The following is a 26497-nucleotide window of genomic DNA, read 5'->3' as shown; positions in this document are numbered from 1 at the left end:
CTCTCAGAGGTGGGAGACAAAGTTGCACGGCTTGGTGCGGGCATCGAGCTGATCGCGGATCAGTTGCTCCCAACCCAGCTGACAGGCGCCGGTGGAGCCCGGCAGACAGCAGATCAGGGTGCGATTGGCGAGTCCCGCCAGCGCACGGCTCTGCATGGCGGAGCCTTTAATCTCGGCAAAAGAGAGTTGACGGAACATCTCGCCAAAACCCTGTACGGTGCGCTCGAACAGCACACCGACCGCTTCCGGTACCCGGTTCTGTTCATTGAAGCCGGTACCGCCGTTAATCAGCACCACCTGCACCCCTTCATCGGCGATCCACTCGCTCACCTGGGCTCGAATGCGAAACAGGTTGTCGGGGCAGAGTGCCCGATCGGCCAGCTGATGGCCCGCGTCGGTAAGGGCCGAGACCAGATAGTCGCCCGAGCTGTCATCGGCGGCGGTGCGGCTGTCGGAAACCGTCAGCACGGCGATCTTGAGGGGAATAAATGCGTTGTGTTTCTGTCCCATCGGGCAGCTCCTTGTGGCTATGGGCCGTCAACGAGGCAGGAAGAGAAGGGGTATGAGAGGCCAGCTGTCAGGGCGCAAAAACTGACGCAGACAGGGGTGACCAACTTGCTCAAGCGTGTGACGGCGGGCTGATTCTATCAAAGGTTTCACGAGATATGGGATTTAAAAGACACACAAATCTGATGCTTGTCCCATATATGAACAAAACGCAGGCCGGGTAAACCCGGCCTGTCGTCGCAGGATCAGAACCCTTTCACCCCGGTCATGTCGGGCAGCTGGTGAGCTATCCCCTTGTGACAGTCGATGCAGGTACTTTCACCACTGGCCAGATTGGTAGAGTGCATCTTGGCGGCACGCTGCCCCTGCAGAGAGAAGTCCATGTACTCGAAGTTGTGGCAGTTGCGGCACTCGCGCGAATCGGTCTCTTTCATCCGCTGCCACTCCCGCTCCGCCATCTCGCGCCGGTGCAACTCGAACTTCTCGCGGGTATCCACCTTGCCGGTGATCATGCCCCACAGCTCCTTGGAAGCCTGCACCTTGCGGATGATCTTGTAGGTCCACTCGTGCGGTACGTGGCAATCCGGGCAGCTGGCCCGCACGCCGGAGCGGTTGGCGTAGTGGATGGTGTCACGGTACTCCTCGAACACGTTGTCCTTCATCTCGTGACAGCTGGTGCAGAAGGCCTCGGTGTTGGATGCTTCCATGGCGGTGTTGAAACCACCCCAGAAAATCACGCCACCGAAGAAGCCCATCAGCAGGATGACCCAGAGAGCCGCCTTCGATGGTGACTTGAAGGTGGTCCACAGACGCTGGATAAAGCCGGGTAATTTCATCTATGGATTCCTCAGTTCAGCGCTTCAACCGGTTTAAAGGTATTTTCCACCAGCGGCTTGGCATCTGCTTGCGGTACATGGCACTGCAGGCAGAAGTAGCGACGCGGCGACACTTCACCCAGGGTCAGGCCGTCGCGGGTCTCGAAGTGAGTCGGACTGATCTTGGGGGCCTTCATGGCGCTGGCATTCTTGAAGCTGTGGCAAGCCAGGCACTTGTTGACCTTGGTATCCACCTCGTAGTTGCGAATGTCGTGGGGGATCAGCGGCGGCTGATGCATGTACTGGCGATCGTAGGGCGCGCCATCCTTGCGGAAGTTTTTCAGGGGCGCGGCAGTGGCATCGGTCACCAGATCGGTGGCGCCACGCTCGGACTTGAGGCCACCGGTACTGTTGGTGATCTCGGGGGCCGCTGCCATCAAGGATCCCGCCATCAGGCAGGCCAGCATTGCTCCAATCAGCTTTTTCATTATTTGTTCTCCGACGTTTTTTCTGCCTTGACGGCAAAACCTACAGTGATTTCAAAAACTTGTTCCGCGCAGACATCGATGCAGCGGCCACAGTTGGTACACTCCTGAGCCGCAATCAAGGGCCCGTGACCGCGCTTGGCACCATGAACAGGCCCGCGCAGGATGGGACGCTCCGGGCAAACCGCATAACAATCCATGCAGTTGTTGCACCGCTCGCGCCCCTTGGCAGAAATCTTGATAAACCCGACCCGGTTAACCAGGGCATAGAAGGCCCCCACCGGACAGAGATGACCGCACCAACCCCGCTCAACCACGAAGAGATCGAACAGGAATAGCGCTGCCAGCAGGGCCCAGCCAGCCCCCATGCCAAACAGCAGGCCGCGCATGGCGAGTGACACAGGATTGACCAATTCCCACGCCATCACCCCGACCACAGCAGGCACCACCAGCACCATGACCAGCAGCCAGTAGCGGGTCGCACGGCTGAACTGGCCGTTGCCTTTTAGTCCAAGTCGCCCCCTGAGCCAAGCCGCAGCGTCAGTGATAAGGTTGACCGGACAGACCCAGGAGCAGAACACCCGCCCCCCCACCAGCCAGTAACCGGCCAGCACAATGGCAGCCCCCAGCCAGAGGGTGGTGATGGGCCAGTGGCCCGCCGCCAGCGACTGCAACAGCGTAAGGGGATCGGTCAGCGGCATTGTTTCCAGCAACAGCGAGCTGGAGAGGTTGCCCTTGAGGATCCAGACACCCGCCAGCGGCCCCAGCAAAAACAGCCCGAGCACACTGAACTGACTCAGCCGACGCAACAGTAGGAAGCGGTGGGAACGCCACCACCCCAGCTTGATGCGAGCCTCTTCCCCCGGATAACGACTCATAACCCCTCCGGTTTGCGGGTGGGCAGGGTGAGTCTGTCGCCGATGAGCGACTTGTTCCCCGCCTTGGCCTTCTCTTCCCAGCCGAGCCGGTAGTGATGACCCAGCTCACCTTTGGCAAGCTGGCGTGGCACCACCTTGATGGCGGCCTCCTCCAGCACGCAGGCATGCTCGCACTTGCCACAGCCGGTACAGACATCGCTGTGTACCGTGGGCAGGAACATGGCATGCTTGCCGGTGCGCTGGTTATGCTGCAGCTCAAGAGTGATCGCCTTGTCAATCAGCGGGCAGACCCGATAACAGACATCGCAGCGCAGACCCAGATAGTTGAGACAGGTCTCGTGATCGATGAGCACTGCCACCCCCATCCGGGCCTGATCGATGTCGGTCATCTGCTGATCCAGCGCCCCGCTCGGACAGGCCACCACACAAGGGATGTCATCACACATCTCGCAGGGCACGGCACGCGCCTTGAAATAAGGGGTACCGGTGGTCACAGGGTCAAACAGCCGGGCGAGCTTGAGGGTGTCGTAGGGGCACGCCTCGACGCAGAGCCCACAGCGCACGCAGGCGCTGAGGAACTCTGCTTCATCGAGAGAGGCGGGCGGACGCAGCGCCTGGGCAGGCACAGCTTGCGCCTGCTGGCGGGCCACGCCACCGAGCCCCGCGCCAAGCAGGCCCACACCGCAGGCCCCCTTGGCCATGTCGGCCAGAAACTGGCGACGACTACGACTCATCTCGTACTCCCCCGCCTTAAGCCTTCATCACCTTGACGGCGCACTTCTTGTAATCGGTCTCTTTCGAGAGCGGATCGGTGGCGTCCAGGGTCAGCTTGTTGACCAGCTGGCTGGCATCAAAGAAGGGCATGAAGACCAGTCCTTTCGGCGGACGGTTGCGACCACGGGTCTCGACACGGGTCTTCACCTCGCCACGGCGGGAAGAGACGATCACCTCTTCACCACGGCGCACGCCGCGAGCCTTGGCATCGTCCGGGTGCATGAAGAGCACCGCATCCGGGAAGGCGCGATAAAGCTCGGGCACCCGACGGGTCATGGTGCCGGTGTGCCAGTGCTCCAGCACGCGGCCGGTGGAGAGCCACAGATCGTACTCTTTATCCGGCGACTCGGCGGCGGGCTCGAACGGCAGGGCGAAGATGACCGCCTTGCCATCGGGCTTGCCATAAAAACGCACCCCCTCGCCCGCTTTCACATAGGGGTCGAACCCTTCACGGTAGCGCCACAGGGTCTCTTTGCCATCTACCACAGGCCAGCGCAGACCGCGCGCTTCGTGGTACTGATCGAACGGTGCCAGATCGTGACCGTGGCCACGACCGAAGGTGGCGTACTCCTCGAACAAGCCCTTCTGGACGTAGAAACCGAAGTGCTCGGCTTCGTCGTTCAGCATCCCCTTGCTCTGCTCTTTCGGGAACTGGTTGACCTGACCGTTGGCATAGAGCACGTCAAACAGGGTTTTGCCCTTTACTTCCGGCATCTTGGCAATCAGCTCAGCCGGCCACACTTCCTCGACTTTGAAGCGCTTGGAGAACTCCATCAACTGCCACAAGTCGGACTTGGCCCCTTCCGGCGCTTTTACCTGCTGGTGCCAGAACTGGGTGCGGCGCTCGGCGTTGCCATAGGCCCCCTCTTTCTCCACCCACATGGCGGTGGGCAGGATGAGGTCCGCTGCCTGGGCAGTGACGGTCGGGTACGGGTCGGAGACCACGATAAAGTTGCGCGGATCGCGATAGCCAGGCAGGCGATCGGTATTCATGTTGGGGCCGGCCTGCATGTTGTTGTTACACATCACCCAGTAGGCGTTGAGCTTGCCGTCCTTGAGCATGCGATCCTGCAGCACAGCGTGGAAACCCACCTTGTCGGGAATGGTCCCTTCCGGCAGTTTCCAGATCTGCTCGGCAATGGCGCGGTGTTTGGGCTCGGTCACCACCATGTCGGCAGGCAGACGGTGGGCAAAGGTACCCACTTCACGCGCGGTGCCACAGGCAGAGGGCTGGCCGGTCAGTGAGAAAGGACCATTACCCGGCTCGGAGATCTTGCCGGTCAGCAGGTGGATGTTGTAGCAGAGGTTGTTGGCCCAGACGCCACGGGTATGCTGGTTGAAGCCCATGGTCCAGTAAGAGACCACCTTCTTGCCCGGATCGGCATAGAGCTTGGCCAGCTTTTCCAGCTTCTCTTTGGAGACGCCGGAGAGCTTGGAGACCGACTCCACATCGTAATCCGCCACGAACTTGGCAAACTCCTCGAAGGTCATCGGAGTGGCATCGCCGCTGTCCGGGTTCTTCGCTTTCTGCTGCAGCGGATCGGTCGGGCGCAGGCCGTAACCGATGTCGGTGGCCCCCTTCTTGAACACGGTGTGCTTGTTGACGAAGTCCCAGTTCACCTTGTCGTTCTGGATGATGTAGTTGGCGACATAGTTGAGGATCGCCAGGTCGGTCTGCGGAGTGAACACCATGCCGTTGTCCGCCAGCTCGAAGCTGCGGTGCTCGAAGGTCGAGAGCACGTGCACCTGCACATCCGGGTTGGAGAGGCGACGATCAGACATCCGCGACCAGAGGATGGGGTGCATCTCGGCCATGTTGGAGCCCCACAGCACGAACGCATCGGCCTGCTCGATATCGTCGTAGCAGCCCATCGGTTCGTCCATGCCGAAGGTACGCATGAAGCCGACGACCGCAGAGGCCATACAGTGACGAGCATTGGGGTCGATGTTGTTGGAGCGGAAACCGGCCTTCATCAGCTTGGCGGCAGCATAGCCTTCCCAGACGGTCCACTGGCCGGAGCCGAACATGCCGACGGCGGTCGGCCCCTTCTCTTTCAGGGTCGTCTTGAACTTCTCGGCCATGATGTCGAACGCCTGATCCCAGCTGATGGGGGCAAAGTCGCCATCCTTGTCGAACTGGCCGTTCTTCATCCGCAGCATCGGCTGGGTGAGGCGATCCTGGCCATACATGATCTTGGAGAGGAAGTAGCCCTTGATGCAGTTGAGGCCACGGTTGACCGGTGCATCGGGGTCGCCCTGAGTCGCCACGACCCGACCATCCTGAGAGCCCACCAGCACGGAGCAGCCGGTACCACAGAAGCGGCAGGGAGCCTTATCCCAATGGATGGCCGTCTTGTCGGTACTGGTGATGAGATTGGCTGCCAGCGTGGGGGCACTGACACCGGCCACGGCAGCAGCAGCTGCCACCGCGTTGGCCTTCATAAAGTCGCGTCGACTCAGCTTCATGGCATATCCTCACATTGCTTATCGCGTAATAGTTGTCGAATCTGTCGAACGGGAGCCAGCCATCAGCGGCAGAGAGCATGCCCGGCATCCCATCACTCTTTTCAGTGACCGCCCAGTTCATCGAACTGGTGGTAAATCAGGGCGGCAGAGAGCACACCCGGCATCGCCTGTATCGCATCAATGGCCGCCATGATCGGCCGCTGGCTAGGACCTTCCAGAGTCACGACCAGCTTGCCCTCGTCACTGACGGCGTGGATCTCGGCCCCTTCAAGGGCGCCAATCTGTTCGGCGAGCTGATGGCGCAAAGGGGGCTGGGTCAGCACCACCAGACTCGATACATGGAACTCCTGATCCATTGTGGCTTCTGTGTCACACGGCTTCTGACTCATTCTGACTCCTGCTTGAGGGTGGGCTGGCTCGTACCACCGGATGGGGCGGCTCGCCCGTCGACCTTGATGCTGCCAACCGGACAATCCTGCACACAGGCGCCGCAGCCATTACAGCGATCCGGCTCGACCGTCGGGGTGGGCACACGCCCCAGCACCGGAATAAAACGAATGGCATTGGGCTCGCAGCTGTCCTGACAGCGCTGGCAAAACACCTGACCATTGGCCAGACAGTTGGCCTCGATATGGGCCTTGTAGTGCCAGGGAGACTCGCTGGTCGGGCGAAACAGCGGCACCTTGCAGACCGTGACGCACTCGGTGCAGAAGGTGCATTCGCCACGCTGGAAATCGACCACCGGAAAACCGCCCTCGCCATTCACCAGGATCTGCTCCGGACAGGCGGCCAGACAGTCCCCGCAGCGGGTACAGTCGGCGACAAATGCCGACCAGTTGACTGACCAGGGCAACTGCACCGGCGGTTCGGCGGTTCTCAGCCGCCCCCGGAACAGGCCGCGGCGGGCAAGATCGATCTCATCCGGCATGTTGACTCCTGTTCTGGTGAAAAAGGGGACAGTGCGAGTCCATGATTGGCATTCTTGATACTAATTATAAGAGTGGGTGTATATTGCGGCCCTGACAAGGTAAGGGATATACCACCAGGGAGATAAACAGGGGGGATTCTTGCGCCAGATCAAAGCGTTGCAGCGCAATAAAAAAGGAGGTATCGGTTAAAATACCTCCATGTGAGGATTGCTATTTAATCGTTGGCGATTTTTGCGGTTATCCGCCGATCGAGGCGAGATGAGGGGTGATTCCGGCATTGCCCTCATGGAGACGATGGGTGGCACTCTTGCCCGCCAGTGCCGCGCGAATGCGCTGTTGCAGCTCATCAGATTGCCCATCTGCGCCGAGCAGATCCCGCAAGTCGATGCCGTTGTCGCCAAACAGGCACAGATGCAGCTTCCCCAGCGAGGAGACCCGCAGCCGGTTGCAACCGGCACAGAAATCCTTGCTGTAGGGCATGATAAGCCCCACCCCACCTTGCGAATCGGGGTGCATAAAGACCTGCGCCGGACCGTCATCCGTGCCCCGCAACTGCTGCACCCAACCGCTCTCCAGCAAGCGCTGTTTGATCTGTTCGCCGCTGACATGGTGGTCACGAAACAGGGTATCCATCTCGCCGGTCTGCATCAGCTCGATAAAGCGCAGCTCGATGGGCTTGTACCTGATCCAGCCCAGAAAGGCATCAAGCTGGTAGTCGTTGAGCCCCTTGAGCAGCACAGCATTGATCTTCACCGATTTGAAACCGGCGGCCAGTGCTGCTTCGATCCCCTCCATCACTTCGGCCAGTTTGTTCTCACCGGTGATCTGGTGAAACTGGCGCGGGTCGAGACTGTCGACACTGACATTCAGCGCGTTGAGTCCGGCATCAAACCACTCCTGAGCCCGCTCCTTGAGGCGATAGCCGTTGGTGGTCATGGCGACCTTCTCGATGCCCGGGGTGGTGGCAATCACCTTGACGATCTCGGTGAAATCGCGGCGCAGGGAGGGCTCGCCCCCCGTGATGCGCACCTTGCGAGTACCCATGGCGGCAAAACCGCTGACCACGCGGCGGATCTCGTCAATCGAGAGAAAGGGTTGACGCCCCGCTTTGTGACCTTCGGGGGGACGATAACCGTCAGGCAGGCAATAGGTGCAACGGAAATTGCACACATCGGTCACTGACAGACGCAAATAGTAAAAACGACGGGAAAAACCATCTTCAAGTGGCAACATAAACACCTTTCCAAATACGGGAGGCCAGGGCATTTCTTTCCTGACCCTTACAGCTCGAACGTCGGCTGACGGCTGGTTTTCCCCTATCGCTAGGACTTAGGCAAAACCGCTCGGAGTTCATCTAGTTTTTCGATGCTAACACAAGTTGGAGTACACTCCCACGCATCTTGCGGGGTCCTTATCACTATTCAGAGGTGCGCATCAGTATGGGAAAACGGTTCAGGGTCCATTCGGTCAGCAGTGCCATTGGCCGCGCCATGGTGTTGATCCTCTTCATGGCCAGCCTGATCGCGCTGGTCGCCATGGTCACCCTCTTCTACTCGGTACCCGATGCCAAGGCGATCAACCTCTCCGGTTCGCTGCGGATGCAGGCCTACCGGATGGCCTACGAAATCGAGCGGGGCGACAGCGTGCTGGGGCGCCTCTCCCAGTTTGAAGAGACCCTGCACGCCGAAGAGCTGCAGGAGACCCAGCGCTGGATCACTCCTGCCTCCCTGCGTCGCACCTATGGCGAGGTGCTCGGCCAGTGGCAGGTGATGCGCCAGCACATCGAGGATCGTACCCCCAGACGGTACACCGATAACACCGAGCAGTTTGTGGCGGCCATCGACAATTTCGTCAATCAGATGCAGTACCACGTGGAATTCAAGGTGCGGATGCTGGCGCTTGCGGAGGGGCTCGGCCTGCTGGCCATCATCACCATCGCCTGGTTCACGGTGCGCTTCACCCGTCAGCAGGTGGTCGCCCCCCTCAACCAGCTGGTCTACTGTGCCCGCCAGATCCAGCGGCAGGATTTCGATCTTAAGCTGCCCGCCCACGGCGAAAACGAACTGGGGGAGCTATCGCGCGCCTTCGTCACCATGGCCGATGAGCTGGGCAAACTCTATCGGGAGCTGGAAAACAAGGTGGAAGAGAAAACCGCCAAGCTGCAACAGGCCAACGACACCCTCTCGTTTCTCTACTCGACCGCCCAGAAGCTGCACGCCGCCCCGCTCAGTACCCGTACCCTCATCAAACTGCTGGACCGCGCCGCCGCCCACCAGCATATCGACCATATCCGGCTGACCCGCTTCGAACACAACGCCATGCCGGTCTACATCTCGGGACGCACCGGCTGGCCCGGCGATCTCGATGCGGTCGCCAGCTTTTATCTGCAGATGGATGAGCAGGAGTTCGGCCGCCTCGACATCATCAGCCAGCACCCCATCGATGAGCGGTTGATTAAAAACTTCACCATGCTGCTGGCTCAGGTGCTGCACAAAGACCAGACCCTGCTGCAACAGCAGCGACTGCTGCTGATGGAGGAGCGGGCGGTGATCGCCCGCGAGCTGCACGACTCGCTGGCGCAAGCCCTCTCCTATCTCAAGATCCAGTCCACCCTGCTCAAGCGCTCTTACGCCAAGGGGCAGCATGACAAGGCGCAGGAGGCGATGCAGCAGATCGACGAGGGGCTTAGCAATGCCTATACCCAGTTGCGCGAACTGCTCGGTACCTTCCGTCTCACCATTGGCGATGCCAATCTGGGGGAAGCGATCCGCGTCATGCTTGATCAACTGCAGCCTCAGACCCAGGCCGAAATCCGGTTCCATTACGGACTGGCCGACAACGACTTGGAGGCGGGCCAGCATATCCACATTTTGCAGTTGATCCGTGAGGCAGTGCTCAATGCCATCAAACATGCCAACGCGCAAGTGATTGATGTTAGCTGTGAGACCCTCGCCAGTGGTAACATTGAGGTTCAGATTTCAGATGACGGTGTCGGGATCGGACTCGCCAGCTCGGCGATCAACCATTACGGGTTGAGCATCATGAACGAGCGCGCCAGCAAACTGCACGGTCTGCTGACCATCAACGAGCAGCAACCACAAGGCACCTGCGTGCATCTGACCTTTCCCACCAGTCTAACGAGAGACGCCTGATGGACGAGATGAAATACACAGTTCTGGTCGTAGATGACCATCCCCTCATGCGCAAAGGGATTGTGCAGCTGCTGGCTCTGGAAGAGAACATGGAGGTGACCGGTGAAGCCTCCAACGGCACAGATGCCGTGGCGCTGGCCAAAGAGTCAGAGCCGGATCTGATCCTGCTCGATCTCAACATGAAGGGGCTCTCCGGCCTCGATACCCTCAAGGCGCTGCGCGCCGAGGAGATCACCTCCCGGGTAGTGATCCTCACCGTCTCCGATGCCCGTCAGGATGTGGTGGCTTTGCTCAAGGCCGGTGCCGACGGCTACCTGCTCAAGGATACCGAGCCTGATCTGCTGCTGGCCCAGCTGGCCGACGTGATGACCGGCAAGCAGATCCTGAGCGAACCGCTGCGCCCCTATCTCGAAAACATCTACGAGCTGGATCACCTGCAGCAGAAGCTGGAAAGCTTAACGCGTCGCGAAATGCAAATCCTGCGCGAAATTGCAAAAGGCCTCTCCAACAAACAGGTCGCCTCGGTACTCCATATCTCCGAGGGAACGGTCAAGGTTCACGTGAAGAGCCTGCTGAAGAAACTCGAGGCGCAAAGCCGCGTGGAAGCGGCTGTCATGTATCTGGAGCAGCGCAACTAAGCGCCCTCAACCGCCCGAAAAGCCACCCTCCGGTGGCTTTTTTCATTCTCTGGCACAGTCGCTGCATTGTCATATTCAGCAACTACTCAATGGAGGATGGAACATGAAACTACAACCTTTGGCACTGTTCCCCTTGCCTTCCCACATACTGCCGGGCGGCAAGCTTCCTCTGCGTCTGTTCGAGCCACGCCACCTGCAGATGCTCAAGGAGTCATTCATCAACGATCAGGGCTTTGGCATCGTGATGGAAGAGTCGACCACCTCGGGACAATCCGGCCGCATTCTGCCGGTGGGCACCCGGGTCAAGGTGACTGACTTCTACAGCCTTAATGATGGCCTGCTGGGAGTGACGGTGCTGGGACTGGAGCGCTTCTGCATCCACGAGATGGAAACAGACGAGATGGGCCTGCGCCGGGCCAAGGTGGAGATGCTGCCCAACTGGCCGAGCACCCACTCAGATTTCAACGACAAGCTGCTGGTCAATCGCCTGCGGGAAGTGTTCGAGCAGTATCCGGAGCTTGATGAGCTCTATCCGGACAAGCGCTTTGAAGATGCCGCCTGGCTCTGCCAGCGCTGGCTCGAGATATTGCCGATGCCGATTTATGAAAAGCAGATGCTGATTGCCAAACAAAACAGCGAAGCGGCCCGTAAATTTCTGCATCGCCTGATTTCACAATGACAAAAACAGCGTTGCAAAATGCAATTATTCCAACAATGAAAATGTGAAATTCGCATTTTGCGAGTAAGTAGGAACGCAAAACGCCATAACAAGAGAGAGCCGCTGCGCTAAACGGCCAAAATTGAACACAAAAGAGTCCTGAAAAAGTTGGCACAGATTTTTCATATAGATTGATACAACCCGATTTATCCCGTGCTCTCTTCAGTATTTGCTGAAGAACTGGTCAACCCACAAAGTTGACCATTTTTTTTATCCGCGCGTCGGCAACCGCTGACCAAAGTGACGCTGCAAACACTCTCTCAACCGTGACAAGGTGATAGGCTTGGCGAGAAAGTCATCCATCCCCTGCGCCAGACAGCACGCCTTGTCCTCCGCCATCGCATTGGCCGTCAGGGCGACGATAGGCATGGTGCATCCCAACTCACGCAAGCGTCGGGTCGCTTCCAGTCCATCCATCAGGGGCATCCGCATATCCATCAGGATCAGATCCGGGAGCTGCTCATCCACCTGCGCCAGCGCTTCCAGACCATTGGCAGCCAGCCGAACCTTGCCCACCAGTTTTTGCAGCATCAGCGACACCACCAGCTGATTCACCGGGCTGTCCTCCACCACCAGCACATCCAGTGGCAACAGTCCCGAAGCCCCCTCCTCCCGCTGCGGCTGGCTATGGCAGGGTAGCGCCATGCCGGGCAGTTCGAACCAGAAACAGCTTCCCTTGCCCGGCTCGCTCTTCAGGTGGATCTCTCCCCCCATAAGCGTCACCAGACGCTTGCTGATGGCAAGACCGAGGCCGGTACCGGAAAAACGCCGGGTGGCCGAGTTGTCGACCTGGGAGAAGGGTTCAAACAGCAGCGCCTGATCCGCATCAGCGATCCCGATCCCGGTGTCAGAGACCGAGATCAGCAGCTTCTCATCCTGCCAACCCAGATGGAGAGTGACCTCTCCCTGTTCGGTAAATTTGAGGGCGTTGTCCAGCAGATTGCCCATCACCTGGGTAAGACGCACCGGATCTCCCTGCAGCTCGGCAGGGACAGCTTCATCTACCCGATAGCTCAGTGTTATGCCCTTGCCGTCGGCACGGTTCTGCAACGGTTCGATCACGGATTGACACAACTGGATCGGTTGCAAGGTCTCGCAATGGAACACCAGGGTCTGGGACTCGATTTTAGAGAAATCGAGCACATCGTCGATGATGGTCTGCAGCAATCTGGCAGAGTGGGTGGCATGACGTAGCAACTGCTTCTGCTCGGGTGCCAGCTCGGCGTGTAGCACCAGGTCGAGCATCCCCAGCACCGCATTCATGGGGGAGCGGATCTCGTGGGTCATCATGGCAAGAAACTGGGATTTGGCACGGTTGGCCGCCTCCGCATCGTCCCGTGCCCGCGCCAGCTCCTCTTCACGATGGATCTGGTGGCTGATATCGCGTGCGGTACCGCGATATCCCGTAAAAGCCCCCCCATGATCAAAACAGGGTTCGGCACTCACCTCCATCCAGCGGGGGCCGTCGAGCATCGCAACCTGCATGCGTACAGCCCGAACCGGTTTACGCTGCTCCAATAGGTCGAGATATGCCTGTGACTCGGTACTCTGCTTGTTGCAGACATAGTCATAGAGGGTCGGCCGGGTTGCCAGCGGGGTCATCTCGTCAAGGTAACCGGGCTCGGAAGCATAGCTGAGCCGGTGTTCGGCATCGGTCTCCCAGAACCAGTCGGAGGCCATGGCGGCAAAACTGCGAAAACGGCGTTCACTGGCCTGCAGGGCCTGAGTTTTTAAATCGACCTGCTCCTGCAAGCGGGCCCGATAGGCAATGTTGACCAGCGCTTGTGAAATCAACGGACGGCAGCGCTGCATGGCCGCCTTGCTGGTCAGATCGAAGGAGCCGGCCAGCGAGTGCCGACAGAGGATAACGGCGGTAAAGCCGGGGGCCTGCAGCCCGGTCAGCATCAGGCTGGCCCAGCCCGGCTCGCTCGCCAGCGGTGCCAGCTCAGGCAACTGGAACGGGTCATAGATCACCAACGTCTCTCCGGCAATGGCACGAGCAAAGGCCGGGGTCATCAACCAGCTGCGACCGCACTGTTCCGGCTCGGTACTGAGGTGGGTGATGCCCTGTTCCCCACTCCAGGCCACCACATCCGCATGTTCAAATCCAATAAAGGGCTTGAGCACTTGAATGAGGCTCTCCAGCACCTGCTCCAGCGTTTTGGCATCAGCCAGTGTGGCCACCCCTTTCAGCAGGGTATGGGATTCATGACGATACTTGGCCTCGCGCTCGCGACAGCGCATGAGATCGACCAGGGTCGCCTGCAGTTTGTCGCCAAGGGCTTCCAATTCACTGTTGCCAATCATCTTGTATCCTGCTCTGCTCAAGCGGTCAGAAAGATCACACTCGATACCATCAGGTTGCCGTGGGCCAGCTCGCCATTGGGCAGCCGCCCCTGCTCGCCGAAGGTAAAGGGGGTGATAAAAGGGATCTTGCCGAGGCGAGCCTGGCTCTGTTCGACAAATTGGCACAACATATCACCTAGCGCCAAACGACAACCAGCACAAAAGATGATGAGAGCGCCGATAGGCTGCAATTCCACATCGACCCCATACCCTGGCTCGACGCGCATGGCATTGAGGCTGCGCTGCAACAACCCTTCCTGACTGCTGTACATCAGCAGCAGACGCTCCCCTTGCACCACATCGGTAAAGAGCCGCAGCCCGCCCTGTTCGGTCACAGCTTCAGGATGGGAAAGTTTGTAGTAAGGAATACCATCCAGCGCTCCCACCTGACGGGCCAGCGGGGTGAGCGTGGTCTCCCGCAAAATCGCCCCCACCGGCCAGGGCTGCTCGCGACCGCACCAGCGGGCATAGACCTCGGCAGCAGGCTGGTGATCGATGGTGAGTACCTCCCGCCCGTTGCAGGCGGTGATCTCGCCGCTGAATTCGGCAGGCACATAACCGGAGTGAAACTGAAAAGCGAGCTGGCAATCGGGATAGAGCACCGCCAGACCGATGCCATCCTGGGCCACCGCCTCATCCCAGCAGAGCTGCCAGTCACCGCTGACGCTACTATCAGCCGCGGATCCACCGACCACCGGCACCGAGGCACCAAGTTCGGCCTCGATACCGGCCAGCAGCCCCTCCTCCTTGCCGGGACTGGCGTGAAACAGGATCAGCTGGGGCAGTTCACCTGGCCGACCACAGTCGCTCATGGCTCGGCGCAGCAACTGTCGCACATCCACCCCGTCACCGCTGGCTCCGGCCACCCCGAATGCTCCTTTCTCGTCGTACAGGGCAGCAACCGCCAGCCCATATCCGTCTCGGGCGTGGTGTCCCATCTCGGTCATGACGCCACCGCAAGAGCTGCACCCAAGCAGGCGGGTCGTCGGGAACTGGTGTTTGAGCGCATCGCGCAGTATCGCCCCGTCATGGGCGTGGGTAAAATAGAGTAACAGCAGGGAGGGGGCCTGATCGGCATGGTGGCGCAGCTGCGCGCAGATATCTTGGGCCGCCAGCGATGAATTCTGGGCGAGGGAGTGAACGGTCAGAAATTTCAACACCATCTCCTTGTTTTATCGAATGGCAGCCTCAAGCAAAAATCATACCTTTATCAAACAATTATCTCGCTTCGCTTGCTAACATAGCGGTCAAATGAGACCAATAACAGGACGCCCATATGTGGCAAAAAAACATCAATGACTTCGATCGGGTCGTTGCCATCGGTGGTGGCCATGGCATGGGACGAGTGCTTTCGTCCCTCTCGTTTCTCGGTCAACGGCTCACCGGCATCGTCACCACCACAGATGATGGCGGCTCGACCGGACGCCTGCGCAAGAGTCAGGAGTGCATCGCCTGGGGCGATCTGCGCAACTGCCTGAACCAGCTGGTGACCGATCCCAGCATCGGCAGCCTGTTGTTCGAGTACCGCTTCGCCGGCAAAGGCGAGCTGGCGGGCCACAACCTTGGCAACCTGATGCTGCTGGCGCTCGATAATCTCTGTGTCCGTCCTCTTGATGCTATCAAGCTGATCAGTGACATGCTCAAAATCGAGTCACAATTGCTACCCATGTCTGAATTTCCCACCGATCTCTGCGCCCATATGGAGTGTGGCACCCAGATCCTGGGAGAGGTATCCATCGATCAACTGGCAACCCCTCCCCTCTCCCTCGGCCTGATGCCGGAAGTGCAGGCGACCCGGGAAGCGGTGCTGGCATTGCAGCAGGCGGACATGATCATTCTGGGGCCGGGCAGTTTTCTCACCTCCATCATGCCACCACTGCTGCTGGCCGAGATCGCCCAGGCCATCAACGAGAGCAGCGCCATGCTGGTTTTCGTCTGCAATCTGGTGGCGGAAAACGGCCCTGCCAGTCAGCTGGATCTGATGAGTCAGTGTCGCTGGCTGGAATCCCGGGTCGGTCAGGGTCGGCTGGATGCAATCCTTGCTCCCCAGGGCGCGGGTGATGCGGGGGACTGGCAAGGGCGAGTGATCGAAGCCGAGCTGGGCGAGCTTGAGCTGCCCCATCGGCACGATCGGTTGAAGTTGAAACTGGCGCTGGACCGGATCATCCAGCAACTGCTCAACCAGCGTTAGGCAACGGTCACGGTGCCCCGGCATCCCTGCATGGCGCCGTTACTGATAATCGGCAAGAAACGCGAGCACCTGAGGCAAGGAGGCCTCCAGCAGTTGCAACTGGCGCTCTGCCTCGGCCACATCCGCCTGCTTGCTGGCCATCTCAAGTGCCATCACCTGCTGATAACTCGGCATGGCGCCATAGCTGCCACAGGATGATTTCATGCTGTGCGCCACCCGAGCCAGCGCCTCCCACTCTCCCTGTTCATAGAGGGGTCTGAGCTGACTCAGCTGCTCGCCCACCTCTTCAATAAAGACTGCGATGACCACGGGCAGCATATCCGGACCGATATCCTCTGCCAGCTGCTGCAACACCTTGCGATCCACCCACTCCATGCGAGGCTCCTCCAGAACGGTATTCAAACAGACCATACTATAGATAGTTTTCGATGTCGTGGCTCACGACCAGGCAGTGATGAAGCACCAGATTGGATGGCTCAGGGAATAAAGTGGCAAAAAATGTGATCAGTATCGAAATAGCGATGCTGAAACGCCCGTCAAGACAACAACTTGATTGCCACAAATTAACAATTGATCAACACTCAATGCCGTCAGAGTGATGATGCTCAGCAACACCTCTCATCCCTTTTGCCTTTTATGGCTGCTGCGAAGAACCAGGGTAGGTATCTACCCTGGTATTTTTTTATCTCGCTCAAGCACGACCTGATTGGTCGCCACCCGCTCCCCCATGCGAAACAGATTGAATTCGCCGGGGGCCATCTTGATCCAGTTCTCATTGCCGGTCAGCGGCCGCGTCGTGACCAGCGTCACCACATCGTTGGGTGTGGTCTCGCTCTGGAAATCGATCACCACCTCCTCATCCAGCAAACTCGCCTCGCCAAATGGCGCGCAGCGAGTCAGCCAGTGCAGGTTGTTGCTGCAGTAGCTCATCACATACTCCCCGTCCGAGAGCAGCATGTTGAACACCCCGAATGCTCTGAGCTCATCACACAAGGTGGCCATATAGCGAAACATGGCGGGAAAGTTTGCAGGACGCTTGGGGTACTTCTGCTCCAACCGGTCGAGCAGCCAGCAGAAGGCGTGTTCGCTGTCGGTATCCCCTACCGGACGGTGGCGGCCGGTGGGCAGCTTCTTGTAGCCGGTGAGCTGACCGTTGTGGGCGAAGGTCCAGTAACGACCCCAAAGCTCACGGGTAAAGGGGTGGGTATTTTCCAGCGACACGCAGCCACGGTTGGCCTGCCGGATGTGGCTGACCACGGCGCAGCTCTTGATGGGCAGCGCCTGTACCAGTCTGGCGATGGGAGATTGGGCGCTGGGCTCGGGATCCTTGAAGGTGCGAAAGCCCTTCCCCTCGTAGAAGGTGATCCCCCAGCCATCCTTGTGGGGCCCGGTCTTGCCGCCGCGCAGCATCAACCCGGTAAAGCTGAAGCAGATATCGGTCGGCACATTGGCACTCATGCCGAGCAGTTCGCACATATCCGGCAGACTCCTTTCATGATTTGGCTTGTGTCATGTTCGACCAGCACGCTGGTTCGACAGACAGCAGGGGAAGGCGCAATCCCTTCCCCTGTGACTGGCAACAACCGGCCGATGGCGAACCATGCTACCGGCGTTGCCCTTGTCTGGTAGTGACAGCCTGATTACTTGGCCATCTCTTTTTCGACCAGCTGGATCAGGATGTGGATCACCTTGATGTGCACTTCCTGAATACGGTCGGCATAGCCAAAGTGCGGCACGCGGATCTCGACATCCGCCAGACCTGCCATCTTGCCGCCATCCTTGCCGGTCAAGGCGATCACTTTCATCCCTTTGGCGCGGGCCGCCTCGATGGCTTTCAGGATATTGCCGGAGTTGCCGCTGGTAGAGATGCCAAGCAACACGTCGCCACGGCGGCCGACCGCTTCTACGTAGCGGGAGAAGACATAGTCATAGCCAAAGTCGTTGGAGACGCAGGAGAGGTGGCTCGGATCGGAGATGGCGATACCGGCATAACCCGGGCGGTTCTCGCGGTAACGACCGGTCAGCTCTTCGGCGAAGTGCATGGCGTCACAGTGGGAGCCACCGTTGCCACAAGAGAGCACCTTGCCCTCTTCTTTGAAAGAGTCGGCCAGCAGTTTGGCGGCCGCTTCGATGTTTTTCAGGTTCTGCTCATTAGCCAGGAAGGCCTGCAGCACGCTGGCAGCTTCGGTCAGTTCATTGCGGATCAATTCTTGGTACATGATGTCTCTTCCACTGTTTTTAGTGTGCGTGTAGATCCCGGCTATTCTCGCACAAGCGAATCGCACAGTCGCCCCCCTGCGAGCCACAGCGCTGGCGGCGCGTGAGCGTTATGGGGATCACAGAGAGAAGGTAATGAAGATGTAAACAGCTTGATAACTTTGTGCGTATGAATTACAACAGGGGCCATATCCAACAGGTCAGACCTCTGGATCAGTTACGCCACGTTGGCAACCTAACCACGCAAGGAGCAAGCAATGACGACGACCCTCACTCTGCTCGGGGTGATCCTGGTTATCGGAGCCCTGGCCTATCGCCGGGCATCCCTGTTCATCTCCACCCTGGTCACCGGCGCCGCCCTGGTGCTTGGAGCCATCTATGGTCATGTGCCCTTGCTGGTATGGGCGCTGTTCGCGGTGATCGCCATCCCGCTCAATCTGGTTGAATTTCGCCGCAATCAAATAACCAAGCCGCTGTTCAAGATCTACAAATCGATCATGCCGGATATGTCCCGCACCGAGAAAGAGGCTATCGAAGCGGGCACCACCTGGTGGGAAGCCGATCTGTTCGCGGGCAACCCGAACTGGAAAAAGCTGCACGCCATCCCGGTCAGCACCCTCTCTGCCGAAGAGCAGGCCTTTATGGATGGTCCGGTCGAGGAAGTGTGCCGCATGGTGAGCGACTGGGAAGTGACCCACGAGCGCGCGGATCTCTCCCCCGAGGTGTGGCAATACCTGAAGGACAACAAGTTCTTCGCCATGATCATCAAGAAGAAATATGGCGGTCTGGAGTTCTCGGCCTACGCCCAGTCCTGTGTCCTGCAAAAGCTGTGCGGTGCCAGCGCCGTGCTCGCCTCCACCGTTGGCGTACCCAACTCGCTGGGCCCGGGCGAACTGCTGCAACACTATGGCACTGACGAGCAGAAAGATTACTACCTGCCCCGCCTGGCGGTAGGTAAAGAGATCCCCTGCTTCGCCCTGACCAGCCCGGAAGCGGGTTCTGATGCCGGTTCCATCCCCGACTTCGGTATCGTCTGCAAGGGCGAGTGGGAAGGTAAAGAGGTGCTCGGTATGCGCCTCACCTGGAACAAGCGCTATATCACGCTCGCCCCTATCGCCACCGTCTTGGGTCTGGCCTTCAAACTGCGTGATCCGGAACACCTGCTGGGCGAAGAGGAAGAGCTCGGCATCACCTGCGCGCTGATCCCCACTCACATCAAGGGTGTCGGCATTGGCCGTCGCCACTTTCCGCTCAACGTGCCGTTCCAGAACGGTCCGACCCAGGGCAAGGATGTGTTCGTCCCGCTCGATTTCATCATCGGTGGCCCGGCCATGGCCGGTCAGGGCTGGCGCATGCTGGTCGAGTGCCTGTCGGTCGGTCGCGGCATCACATTGCCCTCCAACAGCACAGGTGGCGTCAAGATGCTGGCCCTGGCGAGCGGCGCCTATAGCCGCATCCGTCGCCAGTTCAAGCTGCCCATCGGCAAGATGGAAGGGATTGAAGAGCCGCTGGCCCGCATCGGTGGCAACGCCTACATCATGGGCGCCGCAGCCAACCTGACGGTGACCGGTATCGACCTTGGCGAGAAGCCCTCGGTCATCTCCGCCATCGTCAAATACCACCTCACCGACCGTGCCCAAAAGTGCATCATCGATGCCATGGACATCCACGGCGGCAAGGCCATCTGCATGGGCCCCAACAACTATCTGGCCCGTGGCTATCAGGGTGCCCCCATCGCCGTTACGGTGGAAGGGGCCAACATCCTGACCCGCAGCATGATCATCTACGGTCAGGGCGCTATCCGCTGCCACCCGTATGTACTGCCGGAGATGCTGGCCGCCAGCCACCCCGACAAGGAGCAGGCGCTGAAGGATTTTGACAAGGCGGTATTCAGCCACGTCGGCTTTGCCATCAGCAACCTGGTACGCAGCTTCTGGCTCGGTATCACCGGCGCCCGCTTTGCCGCGGCACCGTACAAGGATCAGACCAAGGGCTACTACCAGCAGCTCTCCCGCCTCTCGGCCAACCTGGCGTTCCTGTCAGACATGGCGATGGGCACCCTGGGTGGCGAGCTCAAACGCAAGGAGCGGGTCTCCGCCCGTCTTGGCGACGTGCTGAGCCAGCTCTATCTGGCCTCCAGCGCCCTCAAGCGCTATCAGGATGAGGGACGCCAGCAGGCCGACCTGCCGCTGCTACACTGGGCACTGCAAGATGCCATGTTCAAGGCACAAGAGGCGATCGACGAGCTGCTGCGCAACTTCCCGAACCGCTGGATTGGCCTTGCCCTGCGCGCCGTGGTGCTGCCGCTGGGTCGTGACCTGAACCGTCCGTGCGACAAGCTGGACCAACAGGTTGCCCGTCTGCTGCAAACCCCGAGCGAGACCCGCAGCCGCCTGGCCAAGGGCCAATACCTGACTCGCGAAGAGGGCAACCCCTTCGGTCTGCTGGAGCAAGCGCTCGATGACGTGCTGGCCGCCGAGCCGCTGTTCGAGAAAGTCTGCAAGAGCGATGGTATCAAGCGTCCCTTCATGGCGCTGGACAAGGTGGCCGACATGGGTCTGGCCGCTGGCGTACTGACCCAGAGCGAAGCCGAGCTGCTGCGCCGCGCCGAGGTAAGTCGCCTGCGCACCATCAACGTCGATGATTTTGACCCCATCGATCTGGTGGCCAACAAGAAGCTGTTTGAAGCCTCCGCTTACCATCACGCGGCCTGATAACCAGCTATCGACAACGCCTCCCTTGTGGAGGCGTTTTTTATGGGCGCTCACCACTATTCACGGCCCGAACAGCCACCACTTGCACTCACAGCTCCCCCGACCAGCTGCAGCCCCCGTGTGGTCAGCCGGGAAAAAAGGCACAATAGCCGACAAATCGAATCACCAAGGAAGCCAAGATGACCCTTGAGCACCTGATCCTGTGGCGCCGCGACCTGCACCGCCTGCCGGAAGCCGCCTGGAAAGAGTTTCGCACCACCAGCCTGATTGCCCACCACCTGAGCGAGCTCGGTTATCGCATTGTGCTCGGCGACAAACTGCTGGCCAGCAATCTGATGATGGGGCGTGATGTGGATGTGGCGGCCGAGAAGGCTCGTGCCCGCCGTCAGGGAGCCCATCCCGACTGGCTGGAGCGGATCGGCGATGTCACCGGGCTGATGGGGGAGCTGGATACCGGTCGTCCCGGCCCGACCCTGGCCTTTCGCTTCGATATCGACGCGGTGGAGGTGGAAGAGTCCGATGCCGAACAGCACCAGCCGCAGCAGGAGGGTTTTGCCTCCCACAACAAGGGGTGGATGCACGCCTGCGCCCACGATGGCCACACCGCCATCGGCATGGGGCTGGCCAGCAGCCTGATGGCGATGAAGGAGCAGCTGTGCGGCCGCATCAAGCTCTTCTTCCAGCCCGCCGAAGAGGGGTGTCGCGGTGGCAAGGCGCTGGCCGCCGGGGGGGCACTCGATGACGTGGATGCCCTGCTCTCGCTCCATATCGGTATTCACGCTGGCAGCGGCGAGCTGGTGATCAACCCCACCGAGTTCCTCTGCTCCACCAAGTTCGACGTCCACTTTATGGGCTCCGCCGCCCACGCAGGGCTCGAACCCAACGCTGGCAGCAATGCGCTGGCAGCCGCCTGCATGGCCACCACCGCCATGCTCGGCATTCCCCGCCACCGCGACGGCATGACCCGTATCAACGTCGGCCAGCTCCACGCTGGCAGCGGCCGCAACGTCATCCCCGATCACGCCGAGCTGCGCGGTGAGACCCGCGGCGCCGACAGCACGCTCAACGACTATATGTTCAGTCAGGTACAGCGCATCGTCGAAGGGACTGCCCTCGCCCACGGCGTCACCTACCGCATCATCAAACAGGGCGAGGCTATTGCCCTCGACAACAGCCCGGCACTGCAGGCCGAGCTGGCGGCGCTGGCCCGCAAGCAAGGGCTCGCCACCATCCAGACTCGCCGCTTTGGCGCCAGCGAAGATGCCGGTTTTCTGATGGAGCGGGTGCAAAAGCAGGGGGGCGAAGCGGCTTACCTCATCCTGGGGGCCGATCTGGCGGCGCCGCACCATCACAACGAATTCGATTTCGATGAGCGGGTGATGCAAAGCGGGGTCGAGCTGCTGGCCGCCTGGGCACGCGCACGGCTGGGTGTGGCAGAAGCAGCCCTCTCTTGATATCCCCTCGGCCAGCTCACCGGCTAACGGGATCAAAAAAAGGCGCCTCGGCGCCTTTTTTCTGCAAGAAAAACCTGAGCGCTACTCGCGGAGTTTGCGATGCACATCGGGGCGACCACCGGTCACGCTATCGGCTCGCCCCTCCTCTTTGGCCTTCTCGGCCCGCTTTTTGCGCATCTCGCGGGGATCGGCGATGAGTGGACGGTAGATCTCGATGCGATCGCCGTCGTGCAGCGGCTCGCTCCCTTTCACCGGGCGGCTGTAGATACCGAACTTGTTGACCGACAAGTCAATCTCGGGGTGCTTTTGCACGATGCCGGACTGCTCGATGGCCGCCAGCACGCAAGTCTCGGGCGCCACCCGCAGGGCAATCACCGTCTGCTGCTGCGGCAAGGCATAGACAACCTCGATATTGAGCTGGTCAGACACCGTAGACCTCCTTCGCCCGGTTGGAGAAGGCGGAGACCATGGAGCTCACCAGATCGCGGAATACTTGACCAAATGCCACCTCGATAAGCTTGGAGGTAAACTCGAAATCGAGATCAAACTCCACCTTGCAGGCGTCGACATCGAGCGGGGTAAAGGTCCACCAGCCCGCCAGCTTGCGGAACGGGCCATCCACCAGCTCCATCCTGATCTGGCGGTTCACATCCAGCTGATTGCGGGTGGTAAAGGTCTTGGCAATCCCCGCCTTGGCCACATCGACCGACGCCATCATGTAGTCATCGCCAGCCTCGTGGACACGGCTGCCAACACAGCCGGGCAAAAACTGCGGATAGGCATCCACATCGTTAACCAACTTGAACATCTGTTCTGCACTGAACATCACCAGGGCACTGCGCGTAATTCGGGGCATGGCTTTTCCTCATCCAATCGGCGCGATTTTATCACCATGTTTGGGGTTGTGGAGGTAAAACCTCAGCCAAACCGCTCAGAAAGCCACCACTTGACCTGCTGCGCGTTTTACAGCCGCCCCTGCCTACGTATAATACGAGCCTCCTAGTCATTGCCGGAAATCGCCCGTCATGAGCAAAAAAAACAGTAAAAACAAAGCCGGGTCCAGCACCATTGCACTCAACAGAACCGCGCGCCACGAATACTTCATCGAAGAGAAGATCGAAGCGGGTCTGTCCCTGCAAGGGTGGGAAGTCAAATCCCTGCGGGCGGGCAAGGCCAACATCAGCGAAGCCTATGTCATCTTCCGCGATGGCGAGGCCTATCTGTTCGGCTCCAGCTTCCTGCCACTGCAAGCGGCCTCCAGCCACGTGGTATGTGACCCGACCCGCACCCGCAAACTGCTGCTGAGCCGTCGTGAACTCGACAAGCTCGAAAGCCTGATTGCCCGTCAGGGCTACACCATAGTTCCCCTCGCCCTCTACTGGAAACAGTGCTGGGTCAAGGTCGAGATCGGCCTGGTGAAGGGCAAGAAAGAGCACGACAAGCGCGAAGATACCAAGGCCCGCGAGTGGGATCGGGAAAAAGCCCGCATCATGAAGAACAAGCATCGCGGCTAACCTGCTACTGGCAGGATCAGGACGTCAGTTCACCTTCCCCCAGCGCAGCTGGCTCTTCAGGTTCAGCTGCGTACAATAAATCGGCAAACAGACTGGCTGCCAGAGGGAATGGGTATCAACGCCTTGCTATGACAGCATTTTTGCGTACAATCGCAATTAACAACTTGGGGCTGATTCTGGATTCGACAAGATTCACGAAACCCAAGGTGCATGCCGAGGTGCGGTAGGCCTCGTTAATAAACCGCAAAAAAATAGTCGCAAACGACGAAAACTACGCACTAGCAGCTTAATAACCTGCATAGAGCCCTTCTACCCTAGCTTGCCTGTGTCCTAGGGAATCGGAAGGTCATCCTTCACAGGATCGTGTGGAAGTCCTGCTCGGGGCGGAAGCATTAAAACCAATCGAGCTAGTCAATTCGTGGCGTGTCTCTCCGCAGCGGGTTGGCGAATGTAAAGAGTGACTAAGCATGTAGTGCCGAGGATGTAGTAATTTTGGACGGGGGTTCAAATCCCCCCAGCTCCACCAAACGTTTGGAAAGGGCCCTCTCGCAAGAGGTGGCCCTTTTTTATCGAGTTTATCTAGCGTGAAAGCCTCAACGTCTCACAGAAAGCGCAGGGGAATATTCACACTGGGGGCTGTCACGTCCACAAACAGGTCAATACCACGCCACAACCGAGCATGCTCACGGAGTGCTTGCTGATAGGCCCAAGTGGCGATTGCGGTAGAACGCTCGGCGTCGATGCTCACCAGAGGGGACAGCTCGTCCGTGAGGTACGCCCCATGGGTCAGGATATTCTGCTCGTACCAGGCATCCCTGTGCTCGGGAGCGGCGAGAAAATCCCGTTTGCTCCGGTTACAGTTGGCGTGTGCCAGTACGAAGTTATGGCCCAAATCGATTGGATAACGACGCCAGGGGATGAAATGGTCTACCTCACCACTCCCGTGTATCGCCTTGTTACAGTAAAAACAGGTTCCCCCCTGCAAGTCCCTCAAAACCTCCCCCACCCGTACCAGCGCCTGACGGCTTGAACCAAATAGAAAATTCTCCAGCCCTACACTTGGGCCAATCAGTGGCTGATTCCCCTTGATGTCGCAGATAAGCTGCAACCAATGCTGTCGGGAGAGGGAGACCACCAGATCGTAAAAGCGGTGGAGACAGTAGAGAATTCCGGGGTTCAGGCAGATATGATCCGCGCCCCTTTGATGAGGATAGAGGTGGCACTCCTCTCGCCCACCCAGGATCTGCAGACGCCACAAGGGCCCCTCAACAAGGATGCGCCGAACTCGGGCAAGAAGAGGCCGCCAGGCGTCGTGCCGACGCAGTGCAGTTACCGAGCGGACCCCCTCTGCACGCAGCCGGGACAACTCCGTTAGCATGATGGCCTGACGACCGCTGCTCTGTTTGAGCAAGGTAGCCGTTTCTCCCGTCGCCGAGTAGGGCAGACTGTGCTGCCAATAAAGCTCCACAAACTTGGTGGCCAGTTCGTCCAGCGTAATAGTGCGCGCCGCGGTCAGATCATGGGTCTCGGTACTGCGCTCAATCGCGATATCTGCAATCCCGTGGAGCAAGGCGCACTTGTAAGTGGCCACAAAATCGCCTTCGGTAAAGATGCGTTGCAGATAGGCAATAAAAGCGAGTTGTTGCTCAGGGGAGGCGTGCATGTTCACCCCCAAGGATCAGACTCTGCCAACTCAAGCCGCTACGCGCCAAGGCATCCTCCTGTGGTTCTGACACATGGAGCAGTGTCATCCCCTCCGCCAATGCAAGCCGCTCCACCTCATCGACAGCTACCGGATACATGGCTCGCTCCCGCATCTCCTGCTCCGAGATAACCAGACGAAGACTCAGTACCAGATAACCATCTGGTGAGAGCAGCTCATGAAGACGTGCCAGCGCCAAGGGACGAGACTCCGGGGGTAGATGCATCCAGACAGCACTGAGCAAAATCAGATCAAAAGTACCGGTCACGCGAGAGAGAGCCGGCATAGCGTCATTGACCCAATCCACTGCAACATCCCGGGTACGGCACTGTCCCAGCGAAGCGAGTGCCTGACTGGGTTCGACAGCGACCACACTGTGGCCCTGATGGAGCCCGGCCAAAAACGCGGCATCCCGACCACTGCCAGCCCCTACATCGAGCAACCGGCGCGGCGCCGCCACGAGCCAAGGCTCCAGCAGAGTGAGCCAGTCGCAATGAACAGTGCGCGAAGATACTTGTTGGTAACGGGCCGCCATTTCGGTGGCGTGGCGCTGGTAGTAGTCGAGGGACACAATGCGTTCCAATCGGAAAATAAAGGGAAATAGTCTCACAAGATCAGTGGGTTGACTATGACAAGGACGACACTTTACAGACATGAACGATTAAGGGGGCAGAGGCATTTACAAAAACGGGATGCCAGCCAAAAGAAGCGCGGCCAGAGGGCTCTGAATGATGCCACCGCTCAACATTTCGGGTAATATTCGTCCAACTCACTGATCTGTTGGCACTTATTATCGCCATGATAGGTCAACGCCAGATGGAGATGGCTATTAATGAACTCGACTGATGTCGTCGCCCTGTTTGGGGATGACTCGTGCTATCGAAAGGCTGGTTCTCATGGCTCGCCACGATCAACGTAACCCCCATATTCCACTGATCGCCTCCCACTGCTACGTGCAGAGACCTAACGCAACGCAACCCGACCGGACAGACTACGC

General features: G+C 59.2%; 25 protein-coding genes, 1 other RNA gene and 1 riboswitch. Of the genes, 8 read left to right on the top strand and 18 right to left on the bottom strand.

The genetic code is table 11. From position 1 onward, the window contains the following. Positions 1-3: 3 nt before the first annotated feature. The 9 genes from moaB to moaA all read right to left on the bottom strand — a co-directional run bounded on the left by moaB (position 4) and on the right by moaA (position 8087). Positions 4-510, bottom strand: coding sequence for a molybdenum cofactor biosynthesis protein B (gene moaB / locus G5179_RS07440; RefSeq protein WP_064340970.1), 507 nt, complete (start codon positions 508-510; stop codon positions 4-6). A gap of 242 nt (positions 511-752) precedes the next feature. Continuing rightward, positions 753-1343, bottom strand: a complete 591-nt coding sequence (locus G5179_RS07435) for a cytochrome c3 family protein (RefSeq protein ID WP_421258130.1) — start codon at positions 1341-1343, stop codon at positions 753-755. An 11-nt stretch (positions 1344-1354) separates the two neighbouring features. After that, positions 1355-1810 (bottom strand): nitrate reductase cytochrome c-type subunit, encoded by a 456-nt coding sequence (locus tag G5179_RS07430; protein WP_005334452.1) that lies wholly within the window; start codon positions 1808-1810, stop codon positions 1355-1357. Then, complete coding sequence (gene napH, locus G5179_RS07425) at positions 1810-2685, bottom strand: quinol dehydrogenase ferredoxin subunit NapH (RefSeq protein WP_181223754.1); 876 nt, start codon at positions 2683-2685, stop codon at positions 1810-1812. Before napH ends, G5179_RS07430 begins: the two co-directional genes overlap by 1 nt. Next, on the bottom strand, positions 2682-3419 hold the full coding sequence (gene napG / locus G5179_RS07420; protein ID WP_201937100.1) for a ferredoxin-type protein NapG: 738 nt from the start codon (positions 3417-3419) through the stop codon (positions 2682-2684). The genes napH and napG overlap by 4 nt, the downstream gene beginning before the upstream one ends. 16 nt (positions 3420-3435) lie before the next feature. After that, positions 3436-5925, bottom strand: coding sequence for a nitrate reductase catalytic subunit NapA (gene napA, locus G5179_RS07415; RefSeq protein ID WP_421258129.1), 2490 nt, complete (start codon positions 5923-5925; stop codon positions 3436-3438). A 101-nt stretch (positions 5926-6026) separates the two neighbouring features. Further along, on the bottom strand, positions 6027-6281 hold the full coding sequence (locus G5179_RS07410) for a chaperone NapD (protein WP_031227438.1): 255 nt from the start codon (positions 6279-6281) through the stop codon (positions 6027-6029). 29 nt (positions 6282-6310) lie between these two features. Next, entirely contained in the window at positions 6311-6853 is a 543-nt protein-coding gene (napF, locus tag G5179_RS07405) for a ferredoxin-type protein NapF (protein WP_421258128.1), read from the bottom strand. Between the two features lie 238 nt (positions 6854-7091). Next, positions 7092-8087 carry a GTP 3',8-cyclase MoaA gene (gene moaA / locus G5179_RS07400; RefSeq protein ID WP_040065406.1) on the bottom strand — a complete coding sequence of 332 codons (996 nt, stop codon included), beginning with the start codon at positions 8085-8087 and terminating at the stop codon, positions 7092-7094. Beyond that, positions 8075-8215, bottom strand: a riboswitch (molybdenum cofactor riboswitch). It overlaps the preceding gene by 13 nt. A 78-nt stretch (positions 8216-8293) precedes the next feature. On the opposite strand from moaA, the gene narQ reads away from it, so the two are divergent. The 3 genes from narQ (at position 8294) to G5179_RS07385 (ending at position 11323) form a co-directional block, all read left to right on the top strand. After that, entirely contained in the window at positions 8294-10006 is a 1713-nt protein-coding gene (gene narQ, locus G5179_RS07395) for a nitrate/nitrite two-component system sensor histidine kinase NarQ (RefSeq protein ID WP_201937096.1), read from the top strand. Next, positions 10006-10644, top strand: coding sequence for a two-component system response regulator NarL (narL, locus tag G5179_RS07390; RefSeq protein ID WP_005334471.1), 639 nt, complete (start codon positions 10006-10008; stop codon positions 10642-10644). The genes narQ and narL overlap by 1 nt, the downstream gene beginning before the upstream one ends. 103 nt (positions 10645-10747) lie before the next feature. Next, positions 10748-11323, top strand: coding sequence for an LON peptidase substrate-binding domain-containing protein (locus G5179_RS07385; RefSeq protein ID WP_201937094.1), 576 nt, complete (start codon positions 10748-10750; stop codon positions 11321-11323). 249 nt (positions 11324-11572) lie between these two features. Here the strand turns inward: G5179_RS07385 and G5179_RS07380 are convergent, their stop codons facing one another. Further along, on the bottom strand, positions 11573-13669 hold the full coding sequence (locus G5179_RS07380) for an ATP-binding protein (protein ID WP_421258127.1): 2097 nt from the start codon (positions 13667-13669) through the stop codon (positions 11573-11575). A 17-nt stretch (positions 13670-13686) separates the two neighbouring features. Beyond that, entirely contained in the window at positions 13687-14871 is a 1185-nt protein-coding gene (locus G5179_RS07375) for an FIST signal transduction protein (RefSeq protein ID WP_421258126.1), read from the bottom strand. A 113-nt stretch (positions 14872-14984) separates the two neighbouring features. Between G5179_RS07375 and G5179_RS07370 the strand changes: the two genes are divergently transcribed. Then, the gene (locus G5179_RS07370; RefSeq protein ID WP_005334480.1) at positions 14985-15899 is read left to right on the top strand and encodes a gluconeogenesis factor YvcK family protein; all 915 of its coding nucleotides are present in this window, start codon (positions 14985-14987) and stop codon (positions 15897-15899) included. 39 nt (positions 15900-15938) lie between these two features. Here the strand turns inward: G5179_RS07370 and G5179_RS07365 are convergent, their stop codons facing one another. From G5179_RS07365 to lpcA, 3 genes are all read right to left on the bottom strand, one after another. Further along, positions 15939-16274, bottom strand: coding sequence for an Hpt domain-containing protein (locus tag G5179_RS07365; RefSeq protein WP_005353511.1), 336 nt, complete (start codon positions 16272-16274; stop codon positions 15939-15941). A gap of 291 nt (positions 16275-16565) precedes the next feature. Then, positions 16566-17375, bottom strand: coding sequence for a class II glutamine amidotransferase (locus tag G5179_RS07360; protein ID WP_421258125.1), 810 nt, complete (start codon positions 17373-17375; stop codon positions 16566-16568). 164 nt (positions 17376-17539) lie between these two features. Then, complete coding sequence (gene lpcA, locus G5179_RS07355; protein WP_421172032.1) at positions 17540-18118, bottom strand: D-sedoheptulose 7-phosphate isomerase; 579 nt, start codon at positions 18116-18118, stop codon at positions 17540-17542. Positions 18119-18373: 255 nt separating this feature from the next. Here lpcA and fadE point away from each other — a divergent pair, with 255 nt between their 5' ends. Continuing rightward, positions 18374-20830 (top strand): acyl-CoA dehydrogenase FadE, encoded by a 2457-nt coding sequence (gene fadE / locus G5179_RS07350; protein ID WP_421258124.1) that lies wholly within the window; start codon positions 18374-18376, stop codon positions 20828-20830. 179 nt (positions 20831-21009) lie between these two features. After that, entirely contained in the window at positions 21010-22284 is a 1275-nt protein-coding gene (locus tag G5179_RS07345; protein ID WP_245095414.1) for an amidohydrolase, read from the top strand. Between the two features lie 81 nt (positions 22285-22365). Here the strand turns inward: G5179_RS07345 and G5179_RS07340 are convergent, their stop codons facing one another. Then, entirely contained in the window at positions 22366-22713 is a 348-nt protein-coding gene (locus tag G5179_RS07340) for an RnfH family protein (protein ID WP_058059898.1), read from the bottom strand. Then, a complete protein-coding gene (locus G5179_RS07335) occupies positions 22706-23140 on the bottom strand; it encodes an SRPBCC family protein (RefSeq protein WP_005334496.1) in 435 nt (144 codons plus the stop codon). Before G5179_RS07335 ends, G5179_RS07340 begins: the two co-directional genes overlap by 8 nt. 169 nt (positions 23141-23309) lie before the next feature. On the opposite strand from G5179_RS07335, the gene smpB reads away from it, so the two are divergent. Together smpB and ssrA are read left to right on the top strand one after the other, a co-directional pair. Continuing rightward, positions 23310-23798, top strand: a complete 489-nt coding sequence (gene smpB, locus G5179_RS07330; protein ID WP_005334498.1) for an SsrA-binding protein SmpB — start codon at positions 23310-23312, stop codon at positions 23796-23798. A gap of 166 nt (positions 23799-23964) precedes the next feature. Continuing rightward, positions 23965-24324: a transfer-messenger RNA gene (gene ssrA / locus G5179_RS07325) on the top strand. A gap of 75 nt (positions 24325-24399) precedes the next feature. Here ssrA and G5179_RS07320 read toward each other — a convergent pair. Beyond that, positions 24400-25461 carry an HNH endonuclease gene (locus G5179_RS07320; RefSeq protein WP_421258123.1) on the bottom strand — a complete coding sequence of 354 codons (1062 nt, stop codon included), beginning with the start codon at positions 25459-25461 and terminating at the stop codon, positions 24400-24402. Next, positions 25445-26071, bottom strand: a complete 627-nt coding sequence (locus G5179_RS07315) for a class I SAM-dependent methyltransferase (protein WP_421258122.1) — start codon at positions 26069-26071, stop codon at positions 25445-25447. Before G5179_RS07315 ends, G5179_RS07320 begins: the two co-directional genes overlap by 17 nt. Between the last annotated feature and the right edge of the window lie 426 nt (positions 26072-26497).

Origin of the sequence: Aeromonas sp. 600886 (assembly GCF_049174935.1) — a bacterium.
Lineage (GTDB): Bacteria > Pseudomonadota > Gammaproteobacteria > Enterobacterales > Aeromonadaceae > Aeromonas > Aeromonas veronii_A.
The sequence above is the reverse complement of the archived record's forward strand: the minus strand, read 5'-3'. Positions and strand labels throughout refer to the sequence as shown.

Excerpts from the sequence above, each read along its gene's own strand:
- narL (WP_005334471.1), top strand. The coding sequence starts at position 10,006 with ATGGACGAGATGAAATACACAGTTCTGGTCGTAGATGACCATCCCCTC.
- moaB (WP_064340970.1), bottom strand. The coding sequence starts at position 510 with ATGGGACAGAAACACAACGCATTTATTCCCCTCAAGATCGCCGTGCTG.
- smpB (WP_005334498.1), top strand. The coding sequence starts at position 23,310 with ATGAGCAAAAAAAACAGTAAAAACAAAGCCGGGTCCAGCACCATTGCA.
- napG (WP_201937100.1), bottom strand. The coding sequence starts at position 3,419 with ATGAGTCGTAGTCGTCGCCAGTTTCTGGCCGACATGGCCAAGGGGGCC.
- G5179_RS07365 (WP_005353511.1), bottom strand. The coding sequence starts at position 16,274 with ATGGAGTGGGTGGATCGCAAGGTGTTGCAGCAGCTGGCAGAGGATATC.
- G5179_RS07345 (WP_245095414.1), top strand. The coding sequence starts at position 21,010 with ATGACCCTTGAGCACCTGATCCTGTGGCGCCGCGACCTGCACCGCCTG.
- napA (WP_421258129.1), bottom strand. The coding sequence starts at position 5,925 with ATGAAGCTGAGTCGACGCGACTTTATGAAGGCCAACGCGGTGGCAGCT.
- G5179_RS07385 (WP_201937094.1), top strand. The coding sequence starts at position 10,748 with ATGAAACTACAACCTTTGGCACTGTTCCCCTTGCCTTCCCACATACTG.
- narQ (WP_201937096.1), top strand. The coding sequence starts at position 8,294 with ATGGGAAAACGGTTCAGGGTCCATTCGGTCAGCAGTGCCATTGGCCGC.
- napF (WP_421258128.1), bottom strand. The coding sequence starts at position 6,853 with ATGCCGGATGAGATCGATCTTGCCCGCCGCGGCCTGTTCCGGGGGCGG.
- G5179_RS07380 (WP_421258127.1), bottom strand. The coding sequence starts at position 13,669 with ATGATTGGCAACAGTGAATTGGAAGCCCTTGGCGACAAACTGCAGGCG.
- G5179_RS07430 (WP_005334452.1), bottom strand. The coding sequence starts at position 1,810 with ATGAAAAAGCTGATTGGAGCAATGCTGGCCTGCCTGATGGCGGGATCC.
- G5179_RS07410 (WP_031227438.1), bottom strand. The coding sequence starts at position 6,281 with ATGGATCAGGAGTTCCATGTATCGAGTCTGGTGGTGCTGACCCAGCCC.
- fadE (WP_421258124.1), top strand. The coding sequence starts at position 18,374 with ATGACGACGACCCTCACTCTGCTCGGGGTGATCCTGGTTATCGGAGCC.
- G5179_RS07320 (WP_421258123.1), bottom strand. The coding sequence starts at position 25,461 with ATGCACGCCTCCCCTGAGCAACAACTCGCTTTTATTGCCTATCTGCAA.
- G5179_RS07370 (WP_005334480.1), top strand. The coding sequence starts at position 14,985 with ATGTGGCAAAAAAACATCAATGACTTCGATCGGGTCGTTGCCATCGGT.
- G5179_RS07360 (WP_421258125.1), bottom strand. The coding sequence starts at position 17,375 with ATGTGCGAACTGCTCGGCATGAGTGCCAATGTGCCGACCGATATCTGC.
- G5179_RS07375 (WP_421258126.1), bottom strand. The coding sequence starts at position 14,871 with ATGGTGTTGAAATTTCTGACCGTTCACTCCCTCGCCCAGAATTCATCG.
- moaA (WP_040065406.1), bottom strand. The coding sequence starts at position 8,087 with ATGTTGCCACTTGAAGATGGTTTTTCCCGTCGTTTTTACTATTTGCGT.
- napH (WP_181223754.1), bottom strand. The coding sequence starts at position 2,685 with ATGAGTCGTTATCCGGGGGAAGAGGCTCGCATCAAGCTGGGGTGGTGG.
- G5179_RS07335 (WP_005334496.1), bottom strand. The coding sequence starts at position 23,140 with ATGCCCCGAATTACGCGCAGTGCCCTGGTGATGTTCAGTGCAGAACAG.
- lpcA (WP_421172032.1), bottom strand. The coding sequence starts at position 18,118 with ATGTACCAAGAATTGATCCGCAATGAACTGACCGAAGCTGCCAGCGTG.
- G5179_RS07435 (WP_421258130.1), bottom strand. The coding sequence starts at position 1,343 with ATGAAATTACCCGGCTTTATCCAGCGTCTGTGGACCACCTTCAAGTCA.